Here is an 18,858-nt window from a genome sequence, read left to right as displayed (position 1 = left end):
CCGTCATGCCCTTCTCGAAAGATCTGCTGCCCACCGCGCTCGCGCCGATGATCTGGGGCAGTTCCTACATCACCGCGACGACATTTCTGCCGCACGTCGATCCTGTCATCGTGGCCTTCCTGCGGGCGCTGCCGGCCGGGCTCTTGATCCTGGTCCTGACGCGGACCCTCCCGCAAGGGATCTGGTGGCTGCGGATCCTGATCCTCGGTTTCCTGAATTTCACCCTGTTCTTCGTCTGCATGTTCAAGGCCGCCTATCTTCTGCCCGGAGGCATCGCCGCCGTGGTCGGCGCCATCCAGCCGCTCATCGTGGTCGGTCTGTCAGGCGTTCTGCTGGGGGCGCAGGTGCGGCTCGTACAGGTCTTCGCGGCCCTGCTGGGCATCGCAGGCGTGGCGCTGCTGGTGCTCTCTCCCGAGGCGCGGCTCGACCCGTTCGGCCTCGCGGCGGGCCTTCTGGGTGCGGTCTCCATGGCCTGCGGCACGGTCTTCACCCGCAAGTGGCAGCCGCCCGTCTCTCCGCTGACCTTCGCCGGCTGGCAGATGACCGCCGGCGGACTGATGCTCGGTCCGGTCGTGTGGCTGATGGACGTGCCTTTGCCGCCCGCCTCGCTCGACACCGTCATCGGCTTCGGCTGGCTGTGCATCGTCGGCGGCGTTTTCGCCTACGCCCTGTGGTTCCGGGGGATCGGCCGGCTGGGCGCGCAGATCGCAGCGCCCCTTGGCTTCCTGAGCCCGCTCAGCGCGGTGCTGCTGGGATGGCTGTTCAGGGCCGAAGCCCTGAACGCCCTGCAGGTCGCCGGCGTGGCCACCGTGCTCGTCAGTGTGCTTTTGGGGTCGGCACCAGCGAATAGCTGGTCGTCGTGGAGGAAACCGGTACCGCCGACTGGGACCCCTGCGGCGCGGCCATGATCAGCGACCAGAACACCTTGTGCTTGGCATTGGCCGAATAGGCGGTCGCAATGCCGAAGCGGGTGGCCCGGGCATCAAGCATCACCGCATTGTGCTTGGGACTTTCGCGCCAGCCGGAGAAGGCCTCCGCCAGGGTGCGGTAGCCGCCGCTCACATTGTTGGTCGCATCCGTGTTGCCCTGACCGATCCCGGCAAGCAGGTCCGGCAGGCGGTTGCCGGGCTCCAGCGACGCATTCACGCTTCCCGCATTGGCCATGGCCCGGGCCTGGGCCTGGGCCAGCTGCATCAGCGCCGGATCGGCCATGATCAGTCCCAGACCATTGTTGGCCCGGTAGTTGGAAATCATTGCCGCCGCGGACTGGCTGTCCACCACCGCATTCACCCGCGCCATGTCATCGTAAAAGGGCGGCGCCTTGGGCTCGGACACGCAGGCGGCCAGCATCAGCACGAGCGCCGTGCCGACAATGCCCCCGGTCATCCCGGCGGACAGTCCCCGCACGAGCCCGCGCGCCACGCCCCGCTGCCGCTGCGCGCCATGGCGCTTGTTGCCGGTCACGGTCTCCCGCATGCGGATCGGCTCCGCCTTCAAGTCTTCCGACATTCCTGTAAAACCCCTTGCCGCCTGCCAGGCGTACCTCCTTGAGGCGCGACTCGCCGGTAGGTCCATCCCACAAGGCTTCGAAGCGGATCAGGGTGAAAGTGAGGCGAGACGGCCTCCACACTGAAATTTATTCCGAAGTCCCTTCCCCACCGAGGCGCGGAAGATCGACCCTGTTTTACACATCGGGGCTTTCACAGGGCGACAGAAGTCCAGTTCGAAAAAGATGCTACTTAGCTGAAATTCAACTCAAGATTTCATGTCATATCGTTATTTCTACCTAATTGCCGCTTATCGATTGGTTCACCAAACCACCCTATTACTTTAGGGCAGTGTCAATGGTCCCGGCTCGGCTCCGGAAGATCAAAGCCGATGGAAGCCCCCATGTCCGAGACCGAACCTCGAAAGATCCGCGTCATCATCGCCGATGACTCCACCACCGTCTGCAAGTTCATCGCTCGCGCGCTCCTGGCAACAGGACGGGACTTCGAGATCACGCTTGCCCACGACGGCAAGACCGCCGTCCAATGCCTGAGCCGCTCGTCCTTCGACATCGCATTTCTCGACATCAACATGCCGCAACTGAGCGGTGTCGAGGTGATGGCCGCGATCCACGTGATGGGCTCAAAGACCTTCGCCATCTCCATGTCCGACCGCCTGAGCGCCGCATCGGAGGACAAGCTAAAAACCTTCGGCGCCTATGACTTCCTCTCCAAGCCCTTCAACAATGGTCAGGTTCTTCAGATTGTCGAGACCTTCGAAGCGATCCAGCAGACCTATGACGTGCTGCTCGTCGATGATTCCGCCACCGTGCGACGTATCGTCAGCAAGGTCCTGCAGAAGAGCATCTTCAACCTGACAATCCATGAGGCCGAAGATGGCCGGGCGGCGATCGAGAGCGTGAAGGCGAACCGCTTCCGTATCGTCTTTACTGATTTCAACATGCCGGGAATGGACGGAATCGAGCTGGCCGAACGCCTTGCAGCCTACACCAGCGACGCCAATGTGATCCTGATGTCCACCGAGATGAATGCAACCCTTGACCAGGCGGCCGAGCGCGTTGGGGCGAAGGCGTTCCTGCGCAAGCCGTTCTACCCGGCGGATGTCGACACGATACTGCACCACGTCTTCGGCCTGCGGCATGCCCATTTCTCAAAGCAGGTGCGAACCTTCGCAATGACCTGACACCGCCCTGGCCTTGCGCAAAAAAGATCCGGCCTGCGAGGAGAGGCCGGATCTTCAGGGGGAAGCGTCGGGCAGGACGTTTCCGGGAGGTCCGGGCGGTCGGCTGCCGATCCGCCCGGGAAGTCTCAGCGCTTGCAGGCCGCAAGCACGTCTTCATAGGTGCGCAGACCCGTGCTCGGCGCGCAGACCAGCACGGACATGTTGCCCGGAGCGTGCTGGTTCTTCCACATCTTGGTATGGGCCTTGGGGATCTGGTCCCAGGGGAACACTTCCGACATGTAGGGGTCGATCCGCCGCTCGATCATCAGCTTGTTGGCCGCAGAGGCCTGCTTCAGATGAGCGAAATGCGAGCCCTGCAGACGCTTCTGGTGCATCCACATGTAGCGGACGTCGAAGGTGCAATTGAAGCCGGATGTACCCGCGCAAATGACGACCATGCCGCCCTTCTTGCAGACCAGCGTCGAGACCGGGAAGGTCGCCTCGCCGGGATGCTCGAAGACGATGTCGACGTTGTTGCCCTTGCCGGTGATGTCCCAGATCGCCTTGCCGAACTTGCGCGCCTCGGCGAACCACTCCTTGTATTCCGGCGTGTTCACCTTGGGCAGCTGACCCCAGCAATTGAAGTCCTTCCGGTTGATCACGCCCTTGGCGCCCAGCCCCAAGACGAAGTCGCGCTTGTCCTCGTCGGAGATCACGCCGATGGCATTGGCCCCGGCCGTGGTGATCAGCTGGATCGCATAGGAGCCCAGCCCCCCGGAGGCGCCCCAGACCAGCACGTTCTGGCCCGGCTTCAGCTCATGGGGATGGTGCCCAAACAGCATGCGATAGGCGGTGGCCAGCGTCAGCGTGTAGCAGGCGCTTTCCTCCCAGGTCAGGTGCTTGGGTCGCGGCATGAGCTGCTGGGCCTGAACGCGGGTGAACTGGGCAAAGGACCCGTCCGGCGTCTCGTAGCCCCAGATGCGCTGGGAGGTGGAGAACATCGGATCACCGCCGTTGCACTCCTCGTCGTCGCCGTCATCCTGGTTGCAGTGAACCACGACCTCGTCGCCGACCTTCCAGCGCTTCACCTTGTCACCCACGGCCCAGACGATGCCCGAGGCATCGGAGCCGGCGATGTGATAGGGCGCGCCATGACCGTCGAAGGGGCTGATCGGCTCGCCGAGGCCGGCCCAGATGCCGTTGTAGTTGACCCCGGCCGCCATGACGAGAACCAGCACTTCGTTGCTGTCCAGCGTCCAGGTCGGCACGACTTCCAGCTGCATGGCCTGCTCCGGCGGGCCATGACGCTCGCGCCGGATGGTCCAGGCATACATGTTCTTCGGCACATGGCCGAGCGGGGGAATTTCCCCCAGTTCATAGAGGTCCTTCACCGGCGCCGTCTCCGCCGGGACAGGGGTGTTTTCGTTCGATGCGGCCGCGTCCACGGACATGGTCTTGATCTCCTCCCTTGAGGGCGGACCCCTGACGTTTACGTCAAGTGCCTGATACTGCAACGCAAAATGCAATTCGGCTCATGGGCCGCCTTTGCGCAACTATCCTGCGAAAAACGCGGCGCATCTATACGACTATTGCTTAACTTGCCTTTGCCGTCATTATTCTTTTTGCATCGCATATAAAAAGCCTTTGCCAAAAGGCGCGACCGGCAACACTCTTTGAGGAGAGGAGCAAGGCCGGAAACGCGACGCGGCTCCCCCGGCGGCCGGGAGGATTGCCGAGAGGCTGCATGGAGGAGAACGAGACATGACCGCATCCGATCAGACCGGATCCGCCCCCGCAAAGGCCCAGCGCGACAAGCCCTGGATCTTCCGCACCTATGCAGGTCACTCGACCGCCGCCGATTCCAACGCGCTCTACCGGTCCAACCTGGCCAAGGGTCAGACCGGCCTCTCCGTCGCCTTCGACCTTCCCACCCAGACCGGCTATGACCCGGACGATGGGCTGGCCCGCGGCGAAGTCGGCAAGGTCGGCGTGCCGGTCTCCCATCTGGGCGACATGCGCACCCTCTTCAGCGACATTCCGCTCGAGCGGATGAACACCTCCATGACCATCAACGCCACGGCCCCCTGGCTGCTGGCGCTCTATGTGGCCGCCGCCGATGAACAAGGCGCCGACCGTGCCCTGCTGTCGGGGACCACCCAGAACGACATCATCAAGGAATATCTGTCGCGCGGGACCTATGTCTTCCCGCCCGCGCCCTCCCTGCGGCTCACCACCGATGTGATCGCCTGGACCTACACGAACATGCCCAAGTGGAACCCCATGAACGTGTGCTCCTATCACCTGCAGGAGGCCGGTGCGACGCCGGTTCAGGAACTGTCCTTCGCGCTGGCCACCGCCATCGCCATCCTCGACGGGCTGAAGGCCGGCGGCGCGATTCCGGAGGCAGACTTCCCCGTCGCCGTCGGCCGCATCTCCTTCTTCGTCAATGCGGGCCTCAAGTTCATAACCGAGATGTGCAAGATGCGCGCCTTCACCGAGCTGTGGGACGAGATCTGCCGCGAGCGCTATGGGGTGGAAGACGAGAAATACCGCCGCTTCCGCTATGGGGTTCAGGTCAACTCTCTCGGCCTGACCGAGCCGCAGCCGGAAAACAACGTCTACCGCATCCTGATCGAGATGCTGGCCGTCGTCCTGTCGAAGAACGCCCGCGCCCGCGCCGTGCAGCTGCCCGCCTGGAACGAGGCGCTCGGCCTGCCGCGCCCCTTCGACCAGCAGTGGTCCCTGCGCATGCAGCAGATCCTCGCCTATGAGACCGACCTGCTCGACTATGGCGACATCTTCGAGGGTTCGAGCGAGATCGCGGCCCGTGTGGAAGAGCTCAAGACCCAGGCGCGCGAAGAGCTGGCCCGCATCGATGCCATGGGCGGCGCCGTGGCGGCCATCGACAGCAGCTACATGAAGCGTCAGCTCGTGGAAGCCAATTCGACCCGCCTGGCCGGGATCGAAAGCGGCGAACAGATCGTCGTCGGCGTGAACCGCTGGACCGAAAGCGAACCCTCGCCCCTGGCTGCCGGTGAAGATGGCGGCATCCTCACCGTGCCCGAGCATGTGGAGGAAGAGGCGGTCGAGCGGATCAAGGCCTGGCGCGCCCAGCGCGACAGTGCCGCAGTCGAAGCCGCACTGATCGATCTGGAAGCTGCCGCCCGCGAAGGCCGCAACATCATGGAACCCTCCATCGCCGCCGCAAAGGCTGGGGTGACGACCGGCGAATGGGGCACCGTGCTGCGCCGGGTCTTTGGCGAATATCGCGCCCCCACCGGTGTCGGCCAGGCGGTTCGCGACGACGCGGACGACCTCGCTCCCATCCGCGCCGAGGTGAACGCGCTGTCGACCCGTCTGGGCCGCCGCCTGAAATTCCTCGTCGGCAAGCCGGGACTGGACGGACACTCCAACGGCGCCGAGCAGATCGCCGTACGCGCCCGCGACTGCGGCATGGAGGTTGTCTACGAAGGCATTCGCCTGACCCCGGCCCAGATCGTCAATGCGGCGATCGAGGAAGACGTCCACGTCATCGGACTGTCGATCCTGTCTGGCTCCCACCTCGCTCTCGTGCGCGACGTGATGGATCGCCTGCGCAAGGACAAGGCCGACGACATTCCCGTCGTGGTCGGTGGCATCATCCCGACCGAGGACGCTGCTACCCTGAAGGCCATGGGCGTCGCCGCCGTCTACACGCCGAAGGACTTCCAGCTCACCGACATCATGGCCGACGTGGTCCGGATTGTCGGCGACCGGGCAGAACAGGCGGCGTGACGGCACTTTAAAACCAGGCGCACATCGTTTCCGTCGTCATTCCCGCGCCGGCGGGAATCCTGCACCCCGATGATGACGGCTTGAGCACAACGCCAGCGTCACGGTTTACTGGATGCTCGGGACAGGCCCGAGGATGACGATCGAGAGCCAGAGAATCGAGAAAAGCATGACCAAGACCAACACCGGCAATTTCTTTGAAGACTTCGAGGTCGGCCAGGTGATCCGCCATGCCACGCCGCGCACGGTGACCACCGGCGACGTGGCGCTCTACACCGCGCTCTACGGGCCACGCTTCGCCGTCCAGTCCTCCGATGCCTTCGCCGAGGGCCTGGGCTATGATCGCGCGCCAATCGACGACCTGCTGACCTTCCACATCGTCTTCGGCAAGACCGTCCCCGACATCTCCCTCAACGCGGTCGCCAATCTGGGCTATGCCGGCGGGCGCTTCCTCAGCCCCGTCTATCCGGGCGACACGCTCTCTGCCGTCTCCGAGGTCATTGGCAAGAAGGAAAACTCCAACGGCAAGACCGGCGTCGTCTATGTCCGCTCCACCGGCTACACGGCAGAAGGCACCGAGGTGCTGGACTACGTGCGCTGGGTCATGGTGAAGAAGCGCGACGAAAGCTCGCCGACCCCCGAAGCGGTGGTGCCCGAACTGCCCGAGAGCCTTGCCCCCGCGTCTCTCGGCAATGCGGTGCCGCTCCTCGACATGGACGGCTGGGACGCGGATCTTTCCGGCAGCCCCTTCCGTTTCGGCGACTATGAGGTTGGCGAAAGGATCGACCATGTGGACGGCATGACGGTGGAGGAGGCCGAGCATCAGCTTGCCACCCGCCTCTACCAGAACACCGCCAAGGTGCACTTCAACCTGCACACGGAAGGCCAGGGCCGTTTCGGCAAGCGCCTGATCTACGGCGGCCATGTCATCTCGCTGGCGCGCGCCCTCTCCTTCAACGGACTGGCCAGCGCATTCCACGTCACCGCGATCAACGGCGGGCGCCATGTGGCGCCGCTCTTCTCCGGGGACACGGTCTATGCCTGGTCACAGGTGCTCGACACTGCGGAGATCGAGGGGCGCGACGACGTGGGCGCCCTGCGCCTGCGCCTCGTGGCCACCAAGAACCGCCCCTGTGCGGACTTCCCCCTCTTCAAGGACGACGGCTCCTACGCTGAAGGCGTGATCCTCGACTTCGACTACTGGGCGCTGATGCCGAAATGACAGGGGCGGGGAGCCACGCAATTTCCTGAACCCGGAGCCGTCCCGGCCCTGAGCCGGGACCTCGTCCCTCACCCACTCCCCCAGCACCCCGCACAAAGGACTCCGGATCTGCGCTCACGCTCCGTCCGGGGAGGCCCGGGGGTCAGACGAGAGGGCAAGAGACCTGTGGACACCGAGTGCCCTTCCCCGACGGCCGTCCCGGCCCTGAGCCGGGACCTCGCCCCTCACCCCTTCGCCAGCGGATGGGCGCTCTGCACCAGTTCCGCCAGCCGTTCGTCCAGCACATGGGTGTAGATCTGCGTGGTGGAAATATCGGCGTGCCCCAGCAATTGCTGCACCACCCGGAGATCCGCACCGTTCTGCAACAGGTGGGAGGCGAAGGCGTGACGCAGCACGTGCGGCGACACCTTTGCCGGCTCAAGACCCGCCGAGATCGCCAGATCCTTCAGATCGCGACCAAAGGCCTGCCGGGTGAAATGACCGCTCGCGCCATAGGACGGGAAGAGCCAGGGACTTGTCGCAAAGGCCCCTTCCCGCGCCCGCAGCGCCACATAGTCGCGCATGGCCTGCTGCGCCGCACGCGACAGGGGCACGAGCCGTTCCTTGTTGCCCTTGCCGGTGATGGCGATCAGCCGCTCGTCGCGCCGTGCGGCGGAGACCGGCAGCGCGATCAGCTCGGACACCCGCAGGCCGGTGGCATAAAGAACCTCCAGCAGCGTGTAGGTGCGGCTGGCCTTGAGCGCAGCCCCCACACTCTCGTGCTCGACGCGGGCCGCCGCTTCCGCTCGGCCGATCAGCAGGTCGACCTCCGCAAGGCTCAGGACCTTGGGAAGGGCCTGCCGCTTCTTCGGGGCCGAGACGGTGCGCGTCGGGTCATCCTCGCGCACCCCATCCGCATAGAGAAACTTGAAATACTGCTTGAGAGCGGAGAGCCGCCTTGCCTGGGAAGTCGCAGCGAAGCCGCGCCCGGTCAGGTCGCCGAGATAGCCCGTCACATCGTCCCGGGTGGCCTTCGAAGGAGCCGTGCGGCCGAGAAACTCCGAAAAGTCTTCCAGATCCCGGCGATAGCTCGACAGGGTGTTTTCCGCCGCGCCGCGCTCGGCCGCCAGCATTTCCAGAAAGGCTTCGACCGTATGATCCACGCCTAAGGGACCTCCTGCAGGGATCCGGACGCCCTAGCGGCCGAACCCGTCCTTCTTCACGCGCACGACGATCTCCCGCTCGCCCGGATCGACCAGGTTGGCGAGAGTGAAGACCGCGCCGAAGCCCAGCCCTGCCAGAAGGGCAATCACCACGATCAGTCGTGTCAGCGTCGGCACGGTGCGCCTCGAAGGAAAAGAATCATCTGGGCGCAGTGTCCCGGCTTGGCAGCGAAGACGCAAGCGCCGGTCGCCCGCGACCGGGCAGGTCGCCTGAAACGCCACAGGGCCGAGAGTGAAATTCCCTCAAACTTTGCATGGCCTCCCCCGTGTGTTTTCGACGGAATATGTTACAAAGCCGCCATGATGACGGATAACCAAATTCTCCCTGCGGAACCGGCCGCTCAGGAGACGGGCGACCGCGCCGATGGGCCGCGCCTGTCCCGGGCCGAACTGCTTGAACGGCTCGGCACCCGCTCGATCGTGCTGGTGGGCATCATGGGCTGCGGCAAGTCCACGGTGGGGCGCCGCCTCGCCCAGCGCCTCAACCTGCGTTTCGTCGATGCGGACACGGAAATTCAGGAAGCCGCCAACATGACGATCCAGGAAATCTTCGCCGCCCATGGCGAAGCCTATTTCCGCTCCGGCGAGGAGCGCGTGATCGCCCGCCTGCTTCAGGAAGGCCCGCAGGTGCTGGCCACCGGCGGCGGCGCCTTCATGAGTGGCGCGACCCGCGACGCCATTGCCGAAAACGGCATTTCGGTCTGGCTCAACGCGGATTTCGACACGGTGATGGCCCGGGTGCGCAAGCGGTCCAACCGGCCGCTGCTGCAGACCCCCGATCCAGAAGGCACCATGCGCGAGCTGATGGCCAAGCGCTATCCGGTCTATGCCCGGGCAGACGCCGAGGTCCATTCGCGCGACGTGCCCCACGAAACCGTCGCCGAGGAGATCCAGGCTGCGGTCGAACAGGTGCTTCTCGCCGAAAGCCTTGCCCCGGCCGAGAGCTGAACGGCGCCCCGCACTCCCGAAGCCTCTCCCTGAACGCATTCTCCCGACAGGACCGTCCCATGAGCGACACCCTTGCCCCTGAAGCTGCCTCGTCCCAAGACCGCCGCACCGTGCGGGTGGAGCTGGGAGAGCGCAGCTACGACATCCTCATCGGGTGCGGCCTGCTGGCGGAGGCTGGCGCGCACATCGCCGCCGTCCTGCCCAAGGCACGCGTGGCCATCATCACCGACGAAACGGTTGCCGGCCTTCACCTGAAGCCGCTTCAGGCGAGCCTCGATGCGGCAGGCATCGGCCATGTGACCTTCACCGTTCCGGCGGGGGAAAGCACCAAGCGCTTCGAGATCTTCGAACGCCTCGTCGACGATGTGCTGGCCGCCAGGCTGGAACGGGGAGACGCCATCGTCGCCCTCGGCGGCGGCGTGGTCGGTGACCTGTCGGGCTTTGTCGCGGCCTCCGTGCGCCGGGGCATGAAGTTCATCCAGATCCCCACCACCCTGCTGGCCCAGGTCGACAGTTCCGTGGGCGGCAAGACCGGCATCAATTCGCGCCACGGCAAGAACCTGATCGGCGCCTTCTATCAGCCGTCCCTCGTGCTGGCGGATACGGCAGTGCTCGACACCCTGCCCTTGCGCGATTTCCGCGCCGGCTATGCGGAAGTGGCCAAATATGGTCTGCTGGGGGACGAGCCCTTCTTCTCCTGGCTGGAAACCAACTGGCAGGCCGTCTTCGTCGGCGGTCCGGAGCGGGACGAGGCGGTTGCCCGGTCCTGCCAGGCCAAGGCGGACGTGGTTGCCGCTGACGAATTCGAGGGCGGACGCCGCGCCCTGCTCAATCTTGGCCACACCTTCGGCCATGCGCTGGAAAGCGCCGTCGACTATGCGACCGAGCGGCTGGTGCACGGAGAGGGCGTCTCCATCGGCATGATGCTCGCCCACGAGTTCTCCCATCGCCTCGGCCTTCTGCCGCAGGACGCGGTGGACCGTGTGGAAGCCCATCTGACCGAGGTCGGCCTGCCGATCCGCATCCAGGCCATTCCGGGCCAGATGCCGCCGGCGGAAACCCTCTTGGACATCATTGCCCAGGACAAGAAGGTGAGCCGGGGACAGCTGACCTTCATTCTGGTGCGCGCCATCGGCGACAGCTTCGTTGAAAAGGGCATCGACCGTACCCAAGTGCTGGAGTTCCTGAAGGAGAAACTCGACGCATGAGCGACGCAACCATCTGGCTGGCGATTGCCGCCATCTTCATCCTGCTAATCCTGTCCGGATTCTTTTCCGGATCCGAGACCGCGCTGACGGCGGCCTCGCGGGCCCGCATGCACCAGATGGAAAAGAACGGCGACAAGCGCGCGAGCCTCGTCTCCAGGCTCATTCTCGCCCGTGAAAGGCTGATCGGCGCCCTGCTGCTGGGCAACAACCTGGTCAACATCCTGGCTTCCGCGCTGGCGACCACGGTCTTCCTCGAACTCTTCGGCGACGCTGGCGTCGCCATGGCGACCCTGGTGATGACGGCCCTGGTGCTGATCTTCTCGGAAGTGCTGCCCAAGACCTGGGCCATCTCCAATCCGGAAAAATTTGCGCTGGTCGTTGCGCCGATCGTGCGCACCGTCGTGGCCCTCTTCGGCCCGATCATGGCGGCCGTCGAGGTTGTCGTGCGCCTTCTGCTGCGCATGGTCGGCGTGAATGTGGACGACGACACCTCCGTTCTCTCTGCCCATGAGGAACTGCGCGGCGCCGTGGACCTGCAGCACATGGAAGGCGGGCTGGCCAAGGGCGAGCGCGACCGTATCGGCGGCCTGCTGGATCTTGCAGAGCTGGAAGTCTCCGACGTCATGGTCCACCGGACCAACATGGTGGCGCTCAACGCCGACGAGGATCTGGAGAAGCTGGTGGATGCCGCCCTGGCGTCCCCCTACACCCGCCTGCCGCTCTGGCGCGGCGAGAGCGACAATTTCGTCGGCATCCTGCACGCCAAGGATCTTCTGCGCGCGCTCCATGCCGCCGGTGGCGACAGCGAGAAGCTGAAGATCGCCGACATCATCTCCGCTCCCTGGTTCGTGCCCGACACCACCAGCCTGCAGGATCAGCTCAACGCCTTTCTCAAGCACAAGGCCCACATCGCCCTCGTCGTCGACGAATATGGCGAGGTGATGGGTCTGGTAACGCTGGAGGACATTCTGGAAGAAATCGTCGGCGAGATTGCCGACGAGCATGACGTGGAACTGGAAGGCGTGCGCCCTCAGGCCGATGGGTCGGTGATCGTCGATGGCTCCGTGCCGATCCGCGATCTCAATCGCGCCACCGACTGGAACCTGCCCGACGACGAGGCGACCACGATCGCCGGTCTGGTCATCCACGAGGCGCGGATGATCCCGGAAGAGCGGCAGATCTTCACCTTCCACAACTTCCGCTTCACTGTCCTGCGGCGCGAGCGCAACCGCATCACCCGGCTGCGCATCCTGCCGCTCGATCAGGCCCATGCGGCCGCAGCGCGCGCCGCATCCGTGCCGCCGCCGGCAGCCGCACCCGCCATCGCGCCAAAAGCGTGACAGGGCGCAGCCCGAGCTTTACCCTCAGCCCTGATCGGCCACGCGGGCGGCGCGGGGATCCGGCTCTTCCGGTGCGCGGGCCTCGATGGCCAGCGCGTGCACGCCTCCTTCCAGCTCTGCAGCCAGAAGCTCGTTGACGGCCCGGTGCCGGTTCACCCGGCTCATGCCTGAGAAGGCACCGGCCACGATGCGGACGCGGAAGTGGGTTTCCCCGCCTTCGCGCCAGCCGCCATGGCCCTTGTGCCGATCGGATTCGTCGATCACCTCCAGCAGGGTCGGCTGGAAGGCGTCGGCGAGTTTGGTCTGGATGATGTGCTTGGTGCTCATGCGCCTGTTTTGGGCATCGCCTCGCAACCCGTCAAGCGGTCTTGCGACGGGCTCACCCACTCCGCTGCCATGTTGATGCCATATGGATCTCCCATGAAGACCGTCTGGCGCGCGAGGGACCTGTTCCTTCCGGGCCATTCAGGTCTTTTTCGCCGCAGCGGCCTTGCCCTCTTCGGCCTTCCGCCCCAAAACCCTGCCAACGCCTGAGCGTGCGGCATCCAAAAACTTCCGGGATAGGACAAGTCCCGGCTTGTCCCTCCCCCATGAGCGAACGATATTGAGCGCCATGAAACTGGACTCCAAAATCTTCGACAGCATTCGCGTGAAGCCGAACCGGGAACGGATCGAGGAAGATCTGCATCCGACGTGCGACCACCCGGGCTGCGATCGCCCCGCGCCGCACCGTGCGCCGAAGGGCCGCAACCGCGAGGGCCAGTATTTCCAGTTCTGCGTCGATCACGTGCGCGAATACAACAAGTCGTACAACTACTTCGCCGGAATGGGCGATGACGACGTGCGCGCCTATCAAAAGGATTCCCTCACCGGCCATCGTCCCACCTGGAAGATGGGCGTGAACCGGGATGCCGCAGAAGGCCCCGACGGATACGATCCGCGCGAACAGATGCGTCAGAATGCACACCAGCGTGCATCTTCCGCACGCCGACCGCGTCAACGGAAGGTACTTGCGCTTGAAAAGCGTTCGCTAGATGTGCTCAATCTACCGGAGACGGCTCGTGGCGACGAAATCAAGGCGCGCTACAAGGAGCTGGTAAAGCTGAACCACCCGGATGCCAACGGCGGTGATCGTTCCTTCGAGGACCGCCTGCGGGAAATCATTCAGGCCTACAATGTCCTGAAGAAAGCCGGTTTCTGTTAGCCCGCAGGGTCCTTGCGGGCATTCCCATGAAGACGTTCCTTGAGGCGCTGGCCTGAGGCAGCGGAGGATAGATGACTGAGATGACGCCCGTGGCTGAGAGCATGCCCGACACCAAGGTTTCCGTGGAAGAGGTGTTCGGCTTCAAGACGGACCTGATGGTTCCCGCGTTCTCAGCACCGTCCGAACACGTGCCGGAACGCGACCCGGACTACCTGTTCGACCGTGCCACGACCCTCGCCATTCTGGCGGGCTTTGCCCACAATCGCCGCGTGATGGTCACCGGCTATCACGGGACGGGCAAGTCCACCCACATCGAACAGGTCGCAGCACGCCTGAACTGGCCGTGCATCCGCATCAACCTGGACAGCCACGTCTCCCGTATCGATCTCGTCGGCAAGGATGCGATCGTGCTCAAGGACGGACTCCAGGTCACCGAATTCCGCGATGGCATCCTGCCCTGGGCCTATCAGCACAACGTGGCGCTGGTCTTCGACGAATATGACGCCGGCCGCCCGGACGTGATGTTCGTGATCCAGCGTATTCTGGAAAGCTCCGGTCGGCTGACCCTGCTCGACCAGTCCCGCGTGATCCGTCCTCACCCGGCCTTCCGCCTGTTCGCCACCGCCAACACCGTGGGCCTCGGCGACACCTCCGGCCTCTATCATGGCACCCAGCAGATCAACCAGGCCCAGATGGACCGCTGGTCGATCGTCACCACGCTGAACTACCTGCCCCATGACAACGAGGTGGACATTGTCCTGTCCAAGGCCAAGCACTATCAGGGTGCCGAGGGCCGCGCGACCGTCTCCAAGATGGTTCGCCTCGCCGACATGACCCGGAACGCATTCATCAACGGCGATCTGTCCACCGTGATGAGCCCGCGTACGGTGATCACCTGGGCGGAGAATGCGGAGATCTTCGGCGACACCGGCTTTGCCTTCCGCCTGACCTTCCTCAACAAGTGCGACGACATGGAACAGGCGCTGGTCGCCGAGTTCTATCAGCGCTGCTTCGGCGAGGAACTGCCCGAATCCGCCGCAAACATCGTGGTCAGCTGACATGAGGCCGGGGTCGGGATCCTGGCTTCGTTCGGCGGCATCCGCCGCGGTCCTGCTTCTGGCGGGCACCCTGGCGGCTCCCGCTGCCGACGTGACCCTGTACCGGATCAACGGTGCGGTGGACACGGCCAGCTATCCCGGCTTCGCCCGCGCCCTCGACGAGGCGGTCGACAGCATCATCGGGCTGAAGGTCTCCTTCGAACAGGTGGACAGCGGCCAGGACGACACGCTTCAGGCCTATGAGGACGGCGATCTCTTCGTCGCCTTCCTCCCCAGCCAGGACGAAGGCACGCAGGTCAGCAGCACCGGCGGATATGCCTATCAGCATGGCTTTTTCGTTTTCGATGGCTTTTTCCTCGTCAAGTACGGCGGCTTCAACCAGGGCATCAGCGCCCTCGTTCTTGAGCCCGTCGACGAGGCACAGGTCATTCTTTCGGGGGCACGGATCACCGACGTGACCGTGGACACCCTCGACCCGTCTGTTTTCAAGAGGTAAGCGCCATGGCCGGGCCGGGCAGCAACTCCAATCCGGGTGGACGGTCCACCCCGCCGAACGAACCCTTCAAGCAGTCTGTCGGGGGCACGGTGCGCGCCATCGCCGGCGACGGCGAGCTGGAGGTGATCTTCTCCGGTGACCGTCCGGGCCTGTCCGGAAACACCGTCCGCCTGCCCGAACCGTCCCGCAAGGTCACGGCCCGCGAGATCGCGATCACCCGCGGCCTCGGCGACAGCATGGCCCTGCGCAAGGCCTGCCATGATGCCAAGGTGCACGCCCGTCGCGCGCCGTCGGGCCCGGAAGCCCGCGCCATCTTCGAAGCCGTCGAACAGGCCCGCTGCGATGCCGTCGGCGCGAACCGCATGCCCGGGGTCGCCAGCAATCTGGCGGCAATGCTCGACGACAAGTACATGAAGGCCAACGCAGGCGCGGTTGTCAGCCGCGAGGAAGCCCCGCTGCACGAGGCCATTGCCCTGATGGTCCGCGAGCGCCTCACCGGCTCTCCGCCCCCGGAGGCTGCCACCAACCTGGTCAACCTGTGGCGCGACTGGATCGAGGAAAAGGCCGGCGAGGATCTCGACCGCCTCATTCCCCGCATTGAGGATCAGGATGCCTTCGCCCGGCAGATGCACAAACTGCTGAGCTCGCTGGACATGGGTGACGACCTGAGCGGCGAGGACGAGCACGACCAGCCGGATCAGTCCGAGGACAACGGCAACAACGACGAGTCCGAAACCGGCGCCGACAACGAGGAAAACGCCGGCGAGCAGGAAGCCTCTCCCCAGGACATGGAAATGACCGGCGAGGAGCAGGACGCCGGCGAACAGGACGGCGCAGACGCGGACATGGACGACCTCTCCGAGGAAGACATGGCCGACGGCTCCGAGGAAGCAGGCGAGATGGACCGGCGCGACATGCCGCTCTCCAATCGCCCCGCCGGACCGGACTACCGGGTCTTCACCACGAAGTTCGATGAGACCGTGGGCGCTGAAGAGCTCTGCGATTCCGCCGAACTGGACCGGCTGCGCGGGTTCCTCGACAAGCAGCTCGCCAATCTGGGCGGCGCGGTCGCCCGCCTTGCCAACCGGCTTCAGCGCAAGCTCATGGCCCAGCAGAACCGCTCCTGGGACTTCGATCTCGAGGAGGGCATCCTCGATACGGCACGGCTCACCCGCGCCATCACCGATCCCATGTCGCCGCTGGCCTTCAAGCAGGAGCAGGACACCAATTTCCGCGACACGGTGGTGACCCTGCTGCTCGACAATTCCGGCTCCATGCGCGGCCGCCCGATCACCGTGGCAGCCACCTGTGCCGACATTCTGGCGCGCACGCTGGAGCGTTGCGGCGTGAAGGTCGAGATCCTCGGCTTCACCACCAAGGCCTGGAAGGGCGGTCAGTCCCGCGAGGCCTGGCTGGCGGAAAACAAGCCCGCGTCCCCCGGACGCCTGAACGACCTGCGCCACATCATCTACAAGTCGGCGGATGCGCCCTGGCGCCGCGCCCGGCGCAACCTCGGCCTGATGATGCGCGAAGGCCTGCTGAAGGAGAACATCGACGGCGAGGCGCTGAAATGGGCCCACGACCGGCTGATGGCCCGGCCCGAGCAGCGCCGCATCCTGATGATGATCTCCGATGGCGCGCCGGTGGATGACTGCACCCTGTCGGTCAACCCGGGCAACTATCTGGAGCGTCACCTGCGTTATGTCATCGAGGACATCGAGACCCGCTCGCCGGTCGAACTCATTGCCATCGGAATCGGTCACGACGTGACCCGCTACTATCGCCGGGCCGTGACCATCGTGGATGCGGAAGAGCTTGCAGGCGCCATGACCGACCAGCTCGCCGATCTCTTCGACGATCAGGTTCAGGCAGCTCAGGCCGGACGCGGCAGACGCCGCGCAGGCGGCCGGCGCGCGGGCCGATAGCCCGGTGGCGATGAAGACCAGGCGACGCAGAGAGCGGCGCGCCAGAGCCCGTTGGGTCACGGCACTTGCCTCGCTCGCCCTCACCGGCGGCCTCGTGGGCGGGAGTTTCCTCGCCCATGGCACGGACGCTCCGCCCCCATCCGCCAAGCCAGACCGGTTCGTGCAGGCCACCTGCACCCCCATCGACAGCTTCGAGCGGGGGAGCGACAGCACCCGCTTCGGCCAGCTTACTTTCCTTGGCGGCTGCGTTCTGGGCACCAACTCGGCCCGCTTCGGAGGGTTGTCCGGCGTCGAGGTGACCGATCAGGGTAGCCGGCTTGTCGCCATCACCGACCGGGGCGTGCTGGTTCGCGCCAATCTGGTTCGCGATGGCGCGGGCCGGATCACAGCCCTCACCCGCCTGCGTCTGGACACGCTGCGCACGCCGGACGGCCGTCTGCTCGAACCCTCGGATCATCATGATCTGGAAGGGCTGGCCCTGTCGCCAACGCAGGCCTTCGTCTCGTCCGAGCGCAACCATGCCATCATGCCCCTGATCTGGCCCGCAGGCGAAGGGCGCGATGGGGCGGCACCGGCCGTCGGACCTGCCATCGGGCTTCCCCCGAGCCTGTCCCGTCTCGGCTACAACAAGGGACTGGAGGCGCTGGCGCTTGCCCCCGCATCAGGCCCGCTCGGACCGGTGCTTCTGGCGGTCGCCGAACAGGACCCCAAGGATCCGGGTATCCTTCCCGGCGCCTATCTGCAGGAAGGCCTGTGGAATCCGTTTCGCCTGCGCCGCAGCGATCGCTATGACGCCACCGACGCCGCCTTCCTGCCGAACGGCGACCTGCTGCTGCTGGAGCGCCGCTTCAACCTTCTCGATCTGATCGGCATGCGCCTGCGCCGTTTCCCGGCCGAAACCCTGAAGTCCGGCGGCGTCATCGAAGGCGACGTGCTGATCGAGGCCAATGCCAATTTCCAGATCGACAACATGGAAGGCCTGAGCGTCCATCAGGATGCCCAGGGCCGCACCATACTGACCCTCGTCAGCGACAACAATTTCAACGGCATCCAGCGCAGCCTCTTGCTGGAGTTCCGCCTGAACACCCGATAAGCTGGAAAAAGCGCAATCCTTCGGGAGATGTCCATGCTGACAGACATGAACCTGCCGCTCATCCTTCTGGCCTTCTTTCTCGCAGCCGGAAGCCCGGGCCCGGCCACCATGGCTGTTGCAGGAACCTCCATGGCCTCCGGCCGCAAGATGGGCATGACTCTGGCTCTCGGCGTTTTCTGCGGCTCGCTGACATGGTCCTTTTCCGCAGCCTTCGGCTTGGCCGCCATCATGATGGCCCATGCCTGGATCTTCGAGATCCTGCGCTATGTCGGGGCTGCCTACCTGCTTTATCTGGCCTTCGTGTCCGGCCGGGCAGCCTTCCTGAGCTCTGGCGTGGGCCTGTCTCCAGTGGTGATCACTGCTCCCGCAAAGGCCTTTCGCAAGGGGCTGGCGCTGCATTTGACCAACCCCAAGGCCATCCTGTTTTACGGCTCGGTCTACTCGGTCGGCCTTCCGCCGGAAACCACACCAGTCCAACTGGCCGTTGTCATGGGCTCTCTGGCCTTTTGCAGCTTCACGGTCTTCCTCGGCTACGGCTATCTCTTTTCCATCGACCGGGTGCGCCGGGGCTATGCCAAAACCGCCCGCGTCTTCAACGGCCTCTTCGCCATGCTCTTTGGCTTCGTCGGGGTGAGACTGCTGACGGCGCGGCTGGTCTGAGTTCGGGGCGAGAATCCTGAAAACTGAACCACCTCGGCTCACCGCCCCCGGATCTCCGCTT

18 protein-coding genes are annotated in these 18,858 nt (G+C 64.9%); 13 read left to right on the top strand and 5 right to left on the bottom strand.

Features of this window, described 5'->3' with window-relative positions; genetic code table 11:
* Positions 1–5: 5 nt before the first annotated feature.
* The gene (locus FR728_RS17595) at positions 6–908 is read left to right on the top strand and encodes a DMT family transporter (protein WP_149894062.1); all 903 of its coding nucleotides are present in this window, start codon (positions 6–8) and stop codon (positions 906–908) included.
* Here the strand turns inward: FR728_RS17595 and FR728_RS17590 are convergent.
* Positions 817–1,509, bottom strand: coding sequence for a CAP domain-containing protein (locus tag FR728_RS17590; protein WP_244304731.1), 693 nt, complete (start codon positions 1,507–1,509; stop codon positions 817–819). The genes FR728_RS17595 and FR728_RS17590 overlap by 92 nt on opposite strands.
* A gap of 381 nt (positions 1,510–1,890) precedes the next feature.
* Here FR728_RS17590 and FR728_RS17585 point away from each other — a divergent pair, with 381 nt between their 5' ends.
* Complete coding sequence (locus tag FR728_RS17585; protein WP_149894061.1) at positions 1,891–2,691, top strand: response regulator; 801 nt, start codon at positions 1,891–1,893, stop codon at positions 2,689–2,691.
* A 125-nt stretch (positions 2,692–2,816) separates the two neighbouring features.
* Here FR728_RS17585 and ccrA read toward each other — a convergent pair whose 3' ends face one another.
* A complete protein-coding gene (ccrA, locus tag FR728_RS17580; RefSeq protein ID WP_149894060.1) occupies positions 2,817–4,121 on the bottom strand; it encodes a crotonyl-CoA carboxylase/reductase in 1,305 nt (434 codons plus the stop codon).
* Between the two features lie 310 nt (positions 4,122–4,431).
* Here ccrA and FR728_RS17575 point away from each other — a divergent pair, with 310 nt between their 5' ends.
* Entirely contained in the window at positions 4,432–6,444 is a 2,013-nt protein-coding gene (locus tag FR728_RS17575) for a protein meaA (RefSeq protein ID WP_149894059.1), read from the top strand.
* 166 nt (positions 6,445–6,610) lie between these two features.
* Positions 6,611–7,663, top strand: coding sequence for a MaoC family dehydratase (locus FR728_RS17570; RefSeq protein WP_149894058.1), 1,053 nt, complete (start codon positions 6,611–6,613; stop codon positions 7,661–7,663).
* Between the two features lie 224 nt (positions 7,664–7,887).
* Here the strand turns inward: FR728_RS17570 and FR728_RS17565 are convergent, their stop codons facing one another.
* A complete protein-coding gene (locus FR728_RS17565; protein ID WP_208998908.1) occupies positions 7,888–8,775 on the bottom strand; it encodes a site-specific tyrosine recombinase XerD in 888 nt (295 codons plus the stop codon).
* A gap of 63 nt (positions 8,776–8,838) precedes the next feature.
* Positions 8,839–8,982, bottom strand: coding sequence for a hypothetical protein (locus tag FR728_RS19380; RefSeq protein WP_188318945.1), 144 nt, complete (start codon positions 8,980–8,982; stop codon positions 8,839–8,841).
* 183 nt (positions 8,983–9,165) lie between these two features.
* Between FR728_RS19380 and FR728_RS17560 the strand changes: the two genes are divergently transcribed.
* The 3 genes from FR728_RS17560 to FR728_RS17550 are packed head-to-tail and all read left to right on the top strand — an operon-like array spanning position 9,166 to position 12,361.
* Positions 9,166–9,813: a shikimate kinase gene (locus tag FR728_RS17560; protein WP_244304729.1), complete on the top strand. Its 648-nt coding sequence runs from the start codon at positions 9,166–9,168 to the stop codon at positions 9,811–9,813.
* A gap of 59 nt (positions 9,814–9,872) precedes the next feature.
* Positions 9,873–11,021 (top strand): 3-dehydroquinate synthase, encoded by a 1,149-nt coding sequence (aroB, locus tag FR728_RS17555; protein WP_149894055.1) that lies wholly within the window; start codon positions 9,873–9,875, stop codon positions 11,019–11,021.
* Positions 11,018–12,361, top strand: coding sequence for an HlyC/CorC family transporter (locus FR728_RS17550; protein ID WP_149894054.1), 1,344 nt, complete (start codon positions 11,018–11,020; stop codon positions 12,359–12,361). The genes aroB and FR728_RS17550 overlap by 4 nt, the downstream gene beginning before the upstream one ends.
* 24 nt (positions 12,362–12,385) lie before the next feature.
* Here the strand turns inward: FR728_RS17550 and FR728_RS17545 are convergent, their stop codons facing one another.
* Positions 12,386–12,688: a BolA family protein gene (locus tag FR728_RS17545; protein WP_149894053.1), complete on the bottom strand. Its 303-nt coding sequence runs from the start codon at positions 12,686–12,688 to the stop codon at positions 12,386–12,388.
* A gap of 286 nt (positions 12,689–12,974) precedes the next feature.
* Here FR728_RS17545 and FR728_RS17540 point away from each other — a divergent pair, with 286 nt between their 5' ends.
* From FR728_RS17540 to FR728_RS17515, 6 genes are all read left to right on the top strand, one after another.
* A complete protein-coding gene (locus FR728_RS17540) occupies positions 12,975–13,565 on the top strand; it encodes a DnaJ domain-containing protein (RefSeq protein ID WP_149894052.1) in 591 nt (196 codons plus the stop codon).
* Between the two features lie 71 nt (positions 13,566–13,636).
* Complete coding sequence (cobS, locus tag FR728_RS17535) at positions 13,637–14,623, top strand: cobaltochelatase subunit CobS (RefSeq protein ID WP_149894051.1); 987 nt, start codon at positions 13,637–13,639, stop codon at positions 14,621–14,623.
* Between the two features lies 1 nt (position 14,624).
* A complete protein-coding gene (locus tag FR728_RS17530) occupies positions 14,625–15,119 on the top strand; it encodes a hypothetical protein (RefSeq protein WP_149894050.1) in 495 nt (164 codons plus the stop codon).
* A 5-nt stretch (positions 15,120–15,124) separates the two neighbouring features.
* Entirely contained in the window at positions 15,125–17,044 is a 1,920-nt protein-coding gene (cobT, locus tag FR728_RS17525; RefSeq protein WP_149894049.1) for a cobaltochelatase subunit CobT, read from the top strand.
* A 10-nt stretch (positions 17,045–17,054) separates the two neighbouring features.
* Complete coding sequence (locus FR728_RS17520; protein ID WP_149894048.1) at positions 17,055–18,137, top strand: esterase-like activity of phytase family protein; 1,083 nt, start codon at positions 17,055–17,057, stop codon at positions 18,135–18,137.
* A 33-nt stretch (positions 18,138–18,170) separates the two neighbouring features.
* The gene (locus FR728_RS17515; protein WP_149894047.1) at positions 18,171–18,797 is read left to right on the top strand and encodes a LysE family translocator; all 627 of its coding nucleotides are present in this window, start codon (positions 18,171–18,173) and stop codon (positions 18,795–18,797) included.
* Positions 18,798–18,858: the final 61 nt, after the last annotated feature.

The sequence above is a fragment of the Roseibium aestuarii genome (assembly GCF_008477545.1).
Lineage (GTDB): Bacteria > Pseudomonadota > Alphaproteobacteria > Rhizobiales > Stappiaceae > Roseibium > Roseibium aestuarii.
The sequence above is the reverse complement of the archived record's forward strand: the minus strand, read 5'-3'. Positions and strand labels throughout refer to the sequence as shown.

Bases quoted from the DNA above. Each gene is read 5' to 3' on its own strand.
- FR728_RS17595 (WP_149894062.1), top strand. From the start codon at position 6: ATGCCCTTCTCGAAAGATCTGCTGCCCACCGCGCTCGCGCCGATGATC.
- FR728_RS17590 (WP_244304731.1), bottom strand. From the start codon at position 1,509: ATGTCGGAAGACTTGAAGGCGGAGCCGATCCGCATGCGGGAGACCGTG.
- FR728_RS17585 (WP_149894061.1), top strand. From the start codon at position 1,891: ATGTCCGAGACCGAACCTCGAAAGATCCGCGTCATCATCGCCGATGAC.
- ccrA (WP_149894060.1), bottom strand. From the start codon at position 4,121: ATGTCCGTGGACGCGGCCGCATCGAACGAAAACACCCCTGTCCCGGCG.
- FR728_RS17575 (WP_149894059.1), top strand. From the start codon at position 4,432: ATGACCGCATCCGATCAGACCGGATCCGCCCCCGCAAAGGCCCAGCGC.
- FR728_RS17570 (WP_149894058.1), top strand. From the start codon at position 6,611: ATGACCAAGACCAACACCGGCAATTTCTTTGAAGACTTCGAGGTCGGC.
- FR728_RS17565 (WP_208998908.1), bottom strand. From the start codon at position 8,775: ATGCTGGCGGCCGAGCGCGGCGCGGCGGAAAACACCCTGTCGAGCTAT.
- FR728_RS17560 (WP_244304729.1), top strand. From the start codon at position 9,166: ATGATGACGGATAACCAAATTCTCCCTGCGGAACCGGCCGCTCAGGAG.
- aroB (WP_149894055.1), top strand. From the start codon at position 9,873: ATGAGCGACACCCTTGCCCCTGAAGCTGCCTCGTCCCAAGACCGCCGC.
- FR728_RS17550 (WP_149894054.1), top strand. From the start codon at position 11,018: ATGAGCGACGCAACCATCTGGCTGGCGATTGCCGCCATCTTCATCCTG.
- FR728_RS17545 (WP_149894053.1), bottom strand. From the start codon at position 12,688: ATGAGCACCAAGCACATCATCCAGACCAAACTCGCCGACGCCTTCCAG.
- FR728_RS17540 (WP_149894052.1), top strand. From the start codon at position 12,975: ATGAAACTGGACTCCAAAATCTTCGACAGCATTCGCGTGAAGCCGAAC.
- cobS (WP_149894051.1), top strand. From the start codon at position 13,637: ATGACTGAGATGACGCCCGTGGCTGAGAGCATGCCCGACACCAAGGTT.
- FR728_RS17530 (WP_149894050.1), top strand. From the start codon at position 14,625: ATGAGGCCGGGGTCGGGATCCTGGCTTCGTTCGGCGGCATCCGCCGCG.
- cobT (WP_149894049.1), top strand. From the start codon at position 15,125: ATGGCCGGGCCGGGCAGCAACTCCAATCCGGGTGGACGGTCCACCCCG.
- FR728_RS17520 (WP_149894048.1), top strand. From the start codon at position 17,055: ATGAAGACCAGGCGACGCAGAGAGCGGCGCGCCAGAGCCCGTTGGGTC.
- FR728_RS17515 (WP_149894047.1), top strand. From the start codon at position 18,171: ATGCTGACAGACATGAACCTGCCGCTCATCCTTCTGGCCTTCTTTCTC.